This is a genomic window from Cellulomonas sp. B6, assembly GCF_001462455.1.
Lineage (GTDB): Bacteria > Actinomycetota > Actinomycetes > Actinomycetales > Cellulomonadaceae > Cellulomonas.
On the sequence record NZ_LNTD01000127.1, the window covers coordinates 1 to 12,286 of the forward strand.

Here is a 12,286-nt window from a genome sequence, read left to right on the forward strand (position 1 = left end):
GCGGGGTACGGTCCGGGCGCGCTGCTCACCCGTCCGACGCTACCCGCGGGGCCGCGCCGCCGCGCGGGCCGAAGGTGCCGACGCACGCCGTGCGACCCCGCACGGGGCCGACGTCAGATCGACGCGACCCACAGCCCGTCGCGCGCACGCGTCATCGCCACGTACAGCTCGCGCAGCCGGAAGTCCCGCCGCTCGCGGTCCACGTCGTCCATGCCGTCGGGCTTCTCGGTGAACCACGACGCGTACGGGTCGACCACCAGCACCTGCTTGAACTCCAGGCCCTTCGCGCGCTTGACCGTGCCGACCTTCACACGGTTCACGGGCACGCCGTCGTACTGCTCGAGGTTCACCACCGGGATCCCGGCCCGCCGCAGCGTCTCGGTCGCGTCCTCGACGCCCCGCCGCGACAACGACAGCACGCCGACGTCGCCGAAGTTCGTGCCGACCTCCGCCACGACCTCGTGCACGCGCTGCACCATGCGACGCTGCCGGTCCGCCTCGCCCGAGCACCGCACGTACAGCGGCTTGGGCCCGCTGCGCGGCACCTGCGCGGGGCGGTCGCCGCGCGCCGTCGCACCCTCGATGTCCGCGAACTCGTCGTCGCGCACGAGCATCGACGCGAACTGCAGGATCTCCCGCGTGTTGCGGTAGTTCACGTCGAGCACCGTGCCGCGGCCCGCCACCGAGATCCCCGCCTCGGCGAGCGTGAACCCGCCCGGGTAGATCGTCTGCTGGCCGTCGCCCACGAGCGTGAGCCCGTCGGTCCCGTCGCCGACCAGGCCGTGCAGCATCCGCAGCATCATGCACGTGAGGTCCTGCGCCTCGTCGACCACGACGGCGGTGTACCGCTCGGCCGGCGGCTCGCGGCGCAGCTCGGCCTCCGCGAGCGCGATCTGGTCGGCGAAGTCGTGCACGCCGCGGTCGCGCAGCTCGGTGTCGTACGCCTGGTACAGCTCCCACACCACGCGCCGCTGCTGCGGGCCGAGGCGGTGCCGACGGCCCAGGCGCGGCAGGTCCGCGTACTGCTCCCAGCGGGTCAGGCCGCGGCCCTTGATGACCGAGCTGACCTCCTCGTGCCAGTAGTCCTGCTCGTGGCGGTCCGTGTCGATGATCGAGCCGCCCGCGACCTTGCCCCACGCGGCGGTCCACGCCGCGGCGATCTGCCGGCCGTCGATGCGCACGCTCACACCGCGCTCGTCGAGGATGCGCTTCGCGGTCTCGTGGACGCCCGCGAGCTCGACGCGGTCGACGACGTCCGGCGCGAGCCGCGTGAGCATCTGGCGCAGCACGTCCGGCAGCGTGCGGATGTACGTCGTCACCAGGACCTTGCCCTCGCGCGTGCGCGCCAGGTACGCGGCCCGGTGCAGCCCGACGACCGTCTTGCCGGTGCCCGCGGCGCCGCGGATGCGCGCCGGGCCGTTGTACGAGCGGCGCACGACGCGCGCCTGCGCGGGGTGCAGGAACGCCATCCACTCCTCGACGGGTGCGGCCATGAGTCCCTGCAGCATCGCGCGGCGCACCTCCTCCTCGGAGTGCAGCGGCTCGTCCTCGGCCGCGGCCGGGGGTGTGCGGGGCGACGGCACGACGGGCCGGCCGGCCGCGTCGTCGGGCACGAGCTCGGGCACGCGCGGCGCGGGCAGCACGGGCTCCGGCAGCGTCGTCGTCACGGGTGCGGGCTCACCGACCTGGCCGAACCACTCCAGGCAGCGCGCGAGCACGCGGTCGACCTCGCGCGGGCCCAGCCGCGAGCCGCGCCGCGCGACGAGCTGCAGCACGTCGCGCTCGCCGACGACCCGCACGGGCCCGACCCGCTCCTCGACGCCGTGCCGCCCGGCCAGCACCGCGACGGCGTGCACCTCACCGGGCGCGAGGCCGATCTCCGCGAGCTCGCCCTCGGTGCGGTACGCGAGGTCGGCGAGCGCCATGAGGTCCTCGGTCACGTCCTCCTGGCCGCGCAGGATCCGGTCGCGCGCGATCGTGACGTCGGCCCACGCCTTGGTGTCGACGACGAACACCCCGCCCGGCCCCACGACGACCATGTCGACCTGGGCGCGCCGGCTGCCCGGCCACCGTCGGTCGGCGAGCAGGTGGTAGCCCGCGGCGGCGAGCGGCGCGAGCGCACGCGCGGTGCGCTGCTCGGTCGCGGACGCGACGCCGTAGCGCGACGCGGTCGCGCGCGCCTCGACGGCGGCCTTCTCGTGGGCGGCGGCGAGGGCGAGCTGACGGTGCGCCTCGTGCGCCGCGGAGTCCCCTGCGGGCATGGGTCGGTAGTCCTCCGGGTGTCATGGAGGTATCGGCGGCCCGTGGACCGTCCATGAGCACCCGACCGGGCGACGTGCACCACGTCAGCGCGGCGCGGACCCGGGCACGTCGGGCGGTTCGGGCGCCGTGGGCAGCGCGGTGCCGGGCGGCGCGACGAGGCCGCCGTCCCCCGGGCGCGGACGCGCGCCGAGCTGCGGCACCACGGCCATCGCGGGCACCAGCAGCAGGGCCGGGACCAGGAACGCGGGGCCGAGGCCGGTGAGCTCCGAGAGCAGCCCGATCACCACGGCCCCGACCAGCGCGCCGGCGTAGTTGAACAGGTTGATGCGCGCGACGACCTCGTCGAGGCGGTCGGGGGCGAGCTCGCCCGCGGCCGAGAACGCGAGCGGCACGAGCGTGCCCGCGCCGACGCCTGCGAGCGCGAACCCGACGACGGCCGCGACGGGGCTGGCCACGAGCCCGACGACCGCGAGCCCGATCGCGGCGACGACGACCGTCGGTGCCGCGACGCGGTCGCGGCCGTACCGCCGCACGAGCGGATCGCCGGCGAGCCGCGCGACGAGCACGGCGCCCTGGTACGCGGCGTACCCGAGGGGCGCGACCGACGGGGAGGCGTCGAGCCAGTCGTGCAGGTAGACGGTGCTCCAGCTGGACACGGCGGAGTCGACGACGAACGCGACGGCGACCATCGCGCCGAACAGCCAGATGCCGGTGCGCGGCAGCGGGGCGCGCGTCGGCCGGGTGCGCGCCGGCCGCGCGCCGGGAGGGGCTGCGGGCGAGGCGGCGCCGGCGACGGCAGGGCCCGCGACGCGGTCGACGGTCACGCCGACCCCCGCGACGTCCGTGCGCACGAGCGCGGGCCGCGCGACCAGCGCGATGGTCGCCGCGACGCCCGACGCGACGAGCAGCGCGGCGACCGCCCCGGTCGTCGAGCCGAGCCGCGCGAACCCGGACTGCACGAGCGCGGCGGCGATGGCCGCGGCGGTCAGGCACGCGAAGAGCGTCGACATCAGCGGGCGACCCACGCGGTGCTGCAGCGCAACGCCCTGCATGTTGCCGGACGCGTCGACCATGCCGAGGCCGAGCGCGAACACGACGAACGCGCCGACGAGCGGCGGCACCGACGTCGCGGTCGTGACGAGCGCGAGCCCGACGGCCTGCGCCAGCAGCCCCACGACCACGGCCGTGCGGGACGAGCGACGGCGGGCGATCCGCTCGGCCGTCACCGAGCCCGCGGCGGCGAGCAGCGCACCGACCAGCAGCACGATCGAGATGGCCGCGTCGTCGATGCCCGTGCGGGCCTTGAGCCCCGGCAGCGCGGTCACGACCGTCGCGTACCCGAACCCCTGCGCGACGTACGTCGCCGCCACCGCCACGCGCGTGCGCGTGCTCGTCCCCTGGGTCATGCGTGTGCCCCTCGTCGCGCGGACCTCGACGGCGTGCCCCCTGCGGCGTGCCGAGGGCGACCCTACGTCCGCCAGGGGGTCCGCGGGCAGGGTTTCGAGGGTGCCGGTCTGCTCCCGGTCCGTCCCGCGCGCCTCCGCGCGGGACGGAGACGCGGATCACCCGGGAACCGCTCAGGTCCGCCGGGGTCGTGGCCGACGTATCAGGCATGGGGTCGTCGAGGACCGGCGACGAGCCGGCGCTGCGTGCTGTGCACGCGGAGGTGGCGCGCATCGTGCGCGCCGTGCCGTCGCGATCCCGCGGCACGGCACGGGCGACGGCGGGCGCGTCCCCGACGCCCGGCGCCTTCCCCACGAGCACGACGCCCGCAGCGGTGATGCGCGCGCTCGAGCCGTACGGGTGGGCGGCGCTGCACGACGTGCACCACCCGGGGCGTCCGCTGGGGTCGATCGACCACGTCCTCGTCGGCCCCGGCGGGGTCGTGGTGGTCGACGTACGGACGTGGCCGGGCCGCCTGCACCTGCGCGACGGCGCGCTCCGGCACGACGGCGAGCCGGTCACGCTCGACCTCGAGCGCGCGCTGGCCGGGGCGGCCGCCGTGACGGCGCTGCTCGCGCCGCAGCACCGCTCGGCGGTGCGCGCGCTGGTGTGCACGCCCGACCGTCGGGTGGGACCGGTGGTCGACGCGTGCGGTGCGACCGTCGTGGGCGTCGACGACCTCGCGGCGCACCTGCGGACGCTCCCGCCGCGGCTGACCCCGGCCGAGATGGCGGGGCTCCACCAGCTGCTCGACCTGCGCCTGGGCGGTGAGCGCTGCCCGGACCAGCTGACGACGTCCGTGGTCGGCGCCCACCGGCGGCGACGCGCGGTGCGGGTGCGCACGGCCGGGCACTCGGCGCAGGCGTCGCAGCAGTCCTCGACGCGGTCGTCGGCGCCGTCCTCGGCGCGGCGGCGGCCGGCGGACGCGCCGCGCCGCGCCCGGTCGGCGGCCGCGACCCGCGCGGTCGCCCGCGCCGCGGTGGTGTGGTGCGTCCCGCTGGCCGTCGCGGCCGTGGTCGCGCTGCGCGCGGGCGCCCTCTGACGCCTCGGGCGACCCGGCCCGGTCGCCAGGCACCCGCCGGGCGAGCACCGGTCACGGGCCACCGGTCACGGGCCACCGGTCACCCGCGGGCCCGGCGCCTGACGCTCGTGTGCGGCGTTCCGGCGGCTCAGCCGCCGGAACGCCGCACACCGAGCCGAGGCGGCCGCGCCGTCAGGAGCGCACGCGGTCGCGCACCCGGCCGGTGCGCTCGCCGCGGCGCCGCACGAGGCGGCGGGGGCGCGGCACGACCGTGTCGACGACCGCCGACCCCTCGTGCGGGCCCTCGAGCGCGATCGGCTCGGGCGTCGCCACGACGTCGGCCATCGGGCCGATCGGCGCGAGCGCGAGCCGGCGGTGCCACCGCACGTACACCGGGACCAGCACGACGACGGCGCCGATCCACGCGAGCGGGTTGCCCCACACGACGCCGTCGAACCCGTACGCCGCGCCGAGCACGACGGCCGCGCCGACGCGCATGACGAGCTCGATCACGCCGGTGACCGTCGGGACGAACGTGTGGCCGAGTCCCTGCAGGGCGCCGCGCAGCACGAACAGCACGCCGAGCACCGTGTAGAGCGCCCCGGTCACGTGCAGGAAGTGCGCGGCCATGCCGACCACGCGGTCGGCACCGTGGCCCACGAACAGCTGGACGATGTGGCTGCCGGCGGTGACGAGCACGACGCCGAGCACGACCGACGCCGCGACCGACATCCAGGCCGCCTGCACGACGCCGGTGCGGATGCGGTCGGGACGCCCGCCGCCGAGGTTCTGCGCGACGAACATCGACACCGCGAGGCCGAGCGAGGACAGCAGCGCGACCGCGAGGCCGTCGACGCGTGCGGCCGTGGTGTACGCGGCGACCGCGTCGGGGCCGAGCTCGTTGAGCCGCACCTGCACGGCGAGCGTGCCGATCGCGATGATCGAGGCCTGGAAGCCCATGGGCAGGCCGAGCCGCAGGTGCTGCGCGAGGTCCTCGCGCGTGACGCGCCAGTCCTCGCGGCGCACGTGCAGCACGGGCACGCGGCGCCACACGTACAGCAGGCACAGCGCGACGGACGTGCCCTGCGAGACGACGGTCGCGAGCGCCGCGCCGCCGACGCCGGTGCCGAGCCCGGCGACCAGGCCGACGACGAGGCCGATGTTCAGCAAGCAGCTGATCGTGAGGAACACCAGCGGCGTGCGGGAGTCGCCGATGGCGCGCACGATCGCCGACAGGAAGTTGAAGGACATCATCGTGCTGGCGCCGAGGAAGCTGACGACCGCGAACGTCGTGGCCTGCGGCAGCAGGCTCTCGGGCGTGCGCAGCAGGCGCAGCGCGGGCTCGGCGAGCAGCGGAGCGGCGACGGTGAGCACGAGCGAGACGACGGCGGTGAGCACGGCGCCGGACGCGACCGAGCGGCGCACGGCGGCGTGGTCGCCGGCGCCGAACGCCTGCGCGGTGGGGATCGCGAAGCCCGAGGTCATGCCCCAGGCGAAGCCGAGCAGCAGGAACAGCAGGCTGCCGGTGGCGCCGACGGCGGCGAGCGCGTCGACGCCGAGCGTGCGGCCGACGACGATCGCGTCGGCGACCTGGTACATCTGCTGGACGACGTTGCCGACGAGGAGCGGGACGGCGAAGAGGGCGATGACGCGCCAGGGGCTGCCGGCGGTCAGGACCTTGGACATGACGGGACTACTTCCGCGCTGGTGGGGACAGGGGCCGGCCGCCGTCGAGGGCGGCCGTGAGGGGCGCGGTGGTCGGTCGTGCCGGTCGCGTCAGCGATTCATCGTATCGATACGATCCGGCGTGGCCAGGGGTTAAACGGGCGACGTGACGCCCGTCCGCGCCTCGACCCCGGCGGCAGGGCAAGGCCGTGCCACGTCCGCACCAAACCCGGACCCGCGCGGCGCCGCGCGGACGTCCGGAACGCCCTGAGGCAGCGCTCCCACGGCCCTGCCGACCGCCGACGACCCGGTGCCCGGCCGCCCTCGGCTTGACCGACGTGATCTCCGTCGCGATGCGCACCGCGCAACGCGACGGCGACCCGACGGGCGGGGTCGGGCGGGCGCGGTCAGGCAGGCGCGGCCGGGCGTGCGCGGTCAGGCAGGCGCGGTCGGGCGCGCACGGTCGGGCGCGCACGGTCGGGCGCACCGGCCGCGCGCCGCGTCAGGCGAGCACGACCCCGCCCTCGGGCGTGATCGCGTCGGCGTCGGCGTCGTCGAACCAGCGCCCGTGCTCGCCCAGGTACCGGAACCGGACCGTCGTGCCCGTCGGCACCGTCACCGACGTGCTCGCCGTCCCGTTGGACCGCCGACGCAGCGGGTGCGCGCCGGGCGTCCAGTCGTTGAACGTGCCGACCACGCTCACGGGCCCGTCGAGCTCGGCGGCCGGGAGCGCGAACGTCAGCGTGGAGGTGGCGGTGCGGGCGGAGCGGGACTTCTTCAGCACGGGCGGGACCACTTTCCCTCGGGCGGCTCGGACCACGACGCGGCGCTGCGCACGCGTGCAGCGTGCCGCACGCGTGTGACCGGCACCGCCCCCGCACGTGACCACCGTGTGACGTCCACCCGTCCCCGTCGACCCGACGCCCCACCGACACCGACGCCGACACCGACGCCGACGGACAGCGTCGCGACCCGACGGACAGCCGCACGCGCGTGTCCGTCGGACCGGGGCGGTGTCCGTCGGCACGCAGGGACGAGCGGTGCGTGGGTGGGCTGGTACGGGCGGGACGAGACGGCGCGGCGCGAGTGGGTCAGCGGCCCGTGTCGCGGTCGGCCATGCGGGCCAGCATCGCGTTGTACTCGTCGAGCTCGGCGTCGCCGTCGCGGTCGACCTTGCGGTCCCGGCGCCGCGCGGTGCGCTCGTCGTCGCGCGTCCACAGCACGGCGACGACGATCGCGAGGACGACGGTCGGGATCTCGCCGATCCCCCACGCGACCGACCCGCCGATCTGCTGGTCGGCGAGCGCGGACGGCCCCCACGGCCGGCCCATGAGCCCGAACCAGTCGGCGACCAGCAGCGCCTCTCCGCTCACGAGCGCGACGCCGAAGAACGCGTGGAACGCCATGGTCGCGAACAGCAGCAGCAGGCGCAGCGGGTACGGCGGGCGCGTCGGGCCGGGGTCGACGCCCGCGAGCGCGTTGACGAACAGGTACCCGGTGAGCGAGAAGTGCACGATCATCGCGAGGTGGCCCACGTGGTCGCGCAGCGCCCAGCCGAACAGGCCCGAGTAGTAGAAGAGCACCATCGAGCCGGCGAAGTTCACGGCCGCGACGAGCGGGTTCGCCAGGAACCGGCCCCAGCGCGAGTGCACGAGCGTGAGGATCCACTCGCGCGGGCCGCGCGAGTCGTCGCCCCGCAGGGCGGCCGCGCGCGACGGCAGCGCGCGCAGCGCGAGCGTCACGGGTGCCGACAGCGCGACGAACAGCGGGATCACCATGACCAGCACCATGTGCTGGATCATGTGCGCGCTGAACAGCACGTGCCCGTAGACGGCCGGCCCGCCCGACGTGGTCCACGCGAACAGCAGCATGCCCAGCACCCACGACGCGGTGCGCAGCCACGGCCAGGCGTCGCCGCGTCGCCGCAGCCGCACGACCCACCGCAGGTAGACCACGAGCCCGGCGGCGGCCGCCGCGGCCGCGAGCACGTCCCACCGCCACAGCGTGATCCAGTGCAGCGCGCTGGGCGCGGGCGGCAGGGGGTTGCCGGTGAGCTGGTAGGCCGGTGACGGGTCCGCGGGCACCGCGTCGGGCACGGGGGGCGCGGTCGAGCCGAGCGCGACAGCGACGCCCGAGACGGCGCCCATGACGGCGAGCTCCACGAGCACGAGGCGCCAGAACAGCGCGGCGCCGGTACGGCCCGCGGCGGCGGACGGACCGCCGGCGAGCCGCGGCACGGTGACGCGCCGGTGCAGCAGCCCGAGCAGCCCGAGCACCGCGGTGAGCACGACCTTGACGACGAGCAGGGCGCCGTAGGGGCTCGCGAGGTCGTCGAGACCGTCGAGCCGCACGACGCTGTTGAGCACGCCGGACGCCGCGACGGCGACCAGGCACCAGGCCGCGATGACGGAGTACCGGCCGACGGCGACCGACGTGTCGGCGCCGAGCCTCGCGACGAGGATCGCGAGGGCCGCGAGCGCGCCGATCCAGACGGCCGCGCCGACCAGGTGCAGCACCATCGCGGACACCGCGAGGTCGTGGCTGACGGCGCCGGCCGCGTGCCCCGTCTGCGCGAGCTGCCACAGCGCGACCAGCGACAGCGCGGCGGTCCACGCGGCGCCCGTGGGCGTCGCGACGACGAGCGCGAGCGCGGTGACGACGGCGGCGACCGTCGTGACGGACAGCAGCGTGCGGCCCAGGTCGATCTGCGTGACGAACAGCGCGATCTCGTCGCCGAACGACGGCGCGGTGAGCTGCGCGCCCGCGACCTGCGCGTACGCGAGCACGAGGTGCAGCACGGACAGCACGGTCCACGTGCCGGCCGCGACGGCCGCGAGCACGAGGCTGGTCGGGTACGCGTCGCCCACGGCGACGGCCGCCCCGCCGCGCGGCGCGCGGGTCGCGTCGGCTCGGCGCGGCAGCACGCACACCGCGAGGACGAGCGCACCGACAGTGAGCGCGGCCGCGAGCTCGCCGAGCGTCTCGACGACCGGCAGCCCCCACCGCACGAGCGGCCCGGGGTCGCGCAGTACGACAGCGGCCGCCGCACCCGTGAACGTGACGCCCACGAGCACCGCGACGACTGCCGTCGCGGTGAGCGCGCCCAGCGCGCCGTACCGCACGACCGTCGGCTGCGTCCTCACCGGGTCAGCGTAGGTGCGTGCGGGTGCGGGTGCGGCGGCCACCGGGTCGCCCGGCGTCAGGCGCCGGCGCCCGTGCCGGGCGCTCCCGGGGTGCCGTCGCCCGGGCCCTGCGAGCGGCCGCGCGCCACGACGAGCACGACGGCGCCGCCGCCGAGCACGACGACGGCGAGCAGCACCCACACCCACACGGGCACGGACGGGCCGTCGGCGGGGGCGGAGATCGCCGTGACCTCCTGCGTGGGCTCGTCGCCGTCCTGCGTCGTCATCGTCGGCTCGGCCGTCGGCGCGGCCGTCTCCTCCGCGGTCGGCTCGGGGGTGGCCTCCCCGGTGGCGTCGGGCGTCGGCTCCGCGGGGGCGGCGGCCGCCCCGGCCGCGTCGGTCGCGGTGAACGCGAACGCGCCGACGATGGGGTGGCCGTCGGCCGACGTCACGCGCCACATCACGGAGTACGCGCCCGCGGGCCGCTCGGCGGCGAGCGGCTGCACGACCGACGTGTCGACGAGCTGCACGGGCCCCTCGGACACGATCGTGCCGTCTGCTGCGGTCACCACGATCTCGGTGCCGAGCTCGAGGGCGGCCTGGTCGAACGTCAGCGTGACGGCGTCGGGCGCGGTCGCGACGGTCGAGCCGTCGGCGGGGTCGGACGAGCGCAGCGCGTTGTGCGCGGACGCGGGCCCGGCGGTCGCCAGCGCGAGCAGGCCGGTGACGACGAGCGCGAGGGCGACGCGGGCGCGGGCGACGTGCCCGGAGCGGTGGGGGCGGACGGAGGACGGCGTGTGCGGGCGCATGACCTTCCCGGGGTCGGTGACGGCGGTGAGGACGGCCGCGGTGCGGCGTCCGGGTCCATCATGACGTGGCGGCGCGGCCGGGGTCCCCGCCGGGCCGGTGTGACGCCCGTCCCGCGCGCACCAGCAGCACCGCCGCGAGCACGCCCGTGACGGACCCGGCCGCGATCCGCAGGACGAGCGTGCGGCCGGTCGACGGGTCGACGGCCGGGCCCCGTGCGTCGCCGTCCGTGGCGCGTGCACCGGGGCCCGCACGGTCGCGCGTCGTGCCGCCGTCGCGGTCCGCGGCGTCGTCCTGCGCACGCCCGGCCGTGCCGCCGGCCACCGCGGCGACGGGGTCGGGCCCGGCGGCCTCGACAGCCTCGGCGACGTGGTGCGGCGCGTGCCCGTCGGCACGCGCCGCGGTGCCGGGCGGTGCGGTGAGCGCGACGAGCACGGGGTGCAGCCCGACGGCCAGCACCGCGCACCCGACGACGGCCGCCACGCTCGCAGCCGCACGGCGCGGCGCACGGGCGACGAGCACGGCGGGCACGAGCACGAGCGCGGCCACGGCCAGCACCGCCGCACCGTCCGGCACGCGGTGCCCCGTCACGAGCAGCCCGCCGAGCGCACCGGCGAGGACCGCGACGACGAGCCCCACCGCGATCGTGAGGGCCCACGGCACCGCGGGGTCCGGCACCGCGGGGCCCGGCACCGCCGCGCCCAGCCCTGCCGCGTCCCGCCCCGCTGCCACCGGCGCCACGACCGTCGGCGCGGGCAGCCGGCGGTGCGCGGCGTCACCCCCGTCGTCGGGGTGGACGCCCGGCGGCACCGGGAGCGTCGGCATGCCGTCGACCGTCGCGTGGTCGCCGTGGCGGGTCCAGGCCGCGAACCGTTTCACCAGGCCACGGGCGCGGGGCCGACGGGAGGGTGGGACGTCACCGCCGAGGGCGACGAGGACGCGGCGGACGACCGGGACGACGGGGACGTCGACCGGCGACAGCCACGGCGACGGCGACGGCGAGTCCTCCGACGCCCTGGAGGGACGAGGGCGTCAGCCCCAGACGAGCGCCTGCGCGGGGTCGGCCAGCACGGCGGCGACGTCGGCGAGCACGCGGCTGCCGAGCTCGCCGTCGACGAGCCGGTGGTCGAAGCTCAGCGCGAGCTGCGTGACGTGCCGCGGCTTGACCTTGCCCTTGTGCACCCACGGCTGCTGCCGGATCGCGCCGAACGCGAGGATCGCGGCCTCGCCCGGGTTGAGGATCGGCGTGCCGGTGTCGATGCCGAACACCCCGACGTTGGTGATGGTGATGGTGCCGTCGGACATGTCGGTGGGCGACGTGCGCCCCGCCCGCGCGGTCGCGGTGAGCTCGCCGAGCCCGCGTGCGAGGCCCAGCAGGTCGAGGCGGTGCGCGTCCTTGATGTTGGGGACGACGAGCCCGCGCGGCGTGGCCGCGGCGATGCCGAGGTTCACGTAGTGCTTGAAGACGATCTCCTGCGCGGCCTCGTCCCACGACGCGTTGATCTCGGGGTGCCGGTCGACCGCGAGGAGCAGCGCCTTCGCGGCGACCAGCAGGGGCGTGACGCGCACGTCGGCGAACTCGCGGTCGCCGCGCAGGCGCTCGACGAGCTTCATGGTGCGCGTGACGTCGACCGTGTGGAACACCGTGACGTGGGGGGCCGTGAACGCGCTGGCGACCATGGCCTCGGCCGTGCGCTTGCGCACGGACTTCACGGGCACGCGGGTCTGGCGGCCGTCGGGCGTGACGGTGCCGGACGCGAGCCAGGGGCGGTCGTCGCCGGGGTACGTCGCGAGGTCGCGGCCCTCGGCGCGCACGGTGTGGGCGAGCACGTCCTCGCGCGTGACGATCCCGCCGGGGCCGGTCGCGGCGACGGCGTCGAGGTCGACGCCCATGTCGCGCGCGAGCTTGCGCACGGGCGGCTTGGCGAGCGCTCGAGTGGTGCCGGTGCGCGCGGGGGCGGGCGCC

General features: G+C 76.9%; 9 protein-coding genes. 1 reads left to right on the plus strand and 8 read right to left on the minus strand.

Going from position 1 to position 12,286, the window contains the following annotated elements; translation table 11 throughout:
- Nucleotides 1-113 precede the first annotated feature (113 nt).
- Both ATM99_RS11940 and ATM99_RS11945 read right to left on the minus strand, forming a co-directional pair.
- Nucleotides 114-2,261 carry a UvrD-helicase domain-containing protein gene (locus ATM99_RS11940; RefSeq protein WP_062103136.1) on the minus strand — a complete coding sequence of 716 codons (2,148 nt, stop codon included), beginning with the start codon at nt 2,259-2,261 and terminating at the stop codon, nt 114-116.
- 84 nt (nt 2,262-2,345) lie between these two features.
- Nucleotides 2,346-3,668, minus strand: coding sequence for an MFS transporter (locus tag ATM99_RS11945; RefSeq protein ID WP_062103137.1), 1,323 nt, complete (start codon nt 3,666-3,668; stop codon nt 2,346-2,348).
- 281 nt (nt 3,669-3,949) lie between these two features.
- Here ATM99_RS11945 and ATM99_RS11950 point away from each other — a divergent pair, with 281 nt between their 5' ends.
- Nucleotides 3,950-4,747 carry an NERD domain-containing protein gene (locus ATM99_RS11950; RefSeq protein ID WP_190278828.1) on the plus strand — a complete coding sequence of 266 codons (798 nt, stop codon included), beginning with the start codon at nt 3,950-3,952 and terminating at the stop codon, nt 4,745-4,747.
- A 171-nt stretch (nt 4,748-4,918) separates the two neighbouring features.
- Here the strand turns inward: ATM99_RS11950 and ATM99_RS11955 are convergent, their stop codons facing one another.
- The 6 genes from ATM99_RS11955 to ATM99_RS11980 form a co-directional block, all read right to left on the minus strand.
- Nucleotides 4,919-6,412: an MATE family efflux transporter gene (locus tag ATM99_RS11955; protein ID WP_062103139.1), complete on the minus strand. Its 1,494-nt coding sequence runs from the start codon at nt 6,410-6,412 to the stop codon at nt 4,919-4,921.
- 481 nt (nt 6,413-6,893) lie between these two features.
- Nucleotides 6,894-7,175 carry an isoamylase early set domain-containing protein gene (locus tag ATM99_RS11960; RefSeq protein WP_062103142.1) on the minus strand — a complete coding sequence of 94 codons (282 nt, stop codon included), beginning with the start codon at nt 7,173-7,175 and terminating at the stop codon, nt 6,894-6,896.
- Nucleotides 7,176-7,482: 307 nt separating this feature from the next.
- On the minus strand, nt 7,483-9,534 hold the full coding sequence (locus ATM99_RS11965) for a cytochrome c oxidase assembly protein (RefSeq protein WP_062103143.1): 2,052 nt from the start codon (nt 9,532-9,534) through the stop codon (nt 7,483-7,485).
- Between the two features lie 56 nt (nt 9,535-9,590).
- Entirely contained in the window at nt 9,591-10,322 is a 732-nt protein-coding gene (locus ATM99_RS11970; RefSeq protein ID WP_062103140.1) for a copper resistance CopC family protein, read from the minus strand.
- A 58-nt stretch (nt 10,323-10,380) separates the two neighbouring features.
- Nucleotides 10,381-11,145, minus strand: a complete 765-nt coding sequence (locus tag ATM99_RS11975) for a hypothetical protein (protein WP_150118273.1) — start codon at nt 11,143-11,145, stop codon at nt 10,381-10,383.
- A gap of 207 nt (nt 11,146-11,352) precedes the next feature.
- Nucleotides 11,353-12,286 (minus strand): dihydrolipoamide acetyltransferase family protein (locus ATM99_RS11980; protein WP_150118274.1); only part of this gene is annotated, 934 nt, incomplete at its 5' end.

Excerpts from the sequence above, each read along its gene's own strand:
- ATM99_RS11940 (WP_062103136.1), bottom strand. The coding sequence starts at position 2,261 with ATGCCCGCAGGGGACTCCGCGGCGCACGAGGCGCACCGTCAGCTCGCC.
- ATM99_RS11945 (WP_062103137.1), bottom strand. The coding sequence starts at position 3,668 with ATGACCCAGGGGACGAGCACGCGCACGCGCGTGGCGGTGGCGGCGACG.
- ATM99_RS11955 (WP_062103139.1), bottom strand. The coding sequence starts at position 6,412 with ATGTCCAAGGTCCTGACCGCCGGCAGCCCCTGGCGCGTCATCGCCCTC.
- ATM99_RS11970 (WP_062103140.1), bottom strand. The coding sequence starts at position 10,322 with ATGCGCCCGCACACGCCGTCCTCCGTCCGCCCCCACCGCTCCGGGCAC.
- ATM99_RS11975 (WP_150118273.1), bottom strand. The coding sequence starts at position 11,145 with ATGCCGACGCTCCCGGTGCCGCCGGGCGTCCACCCCGACGACGGGGGT.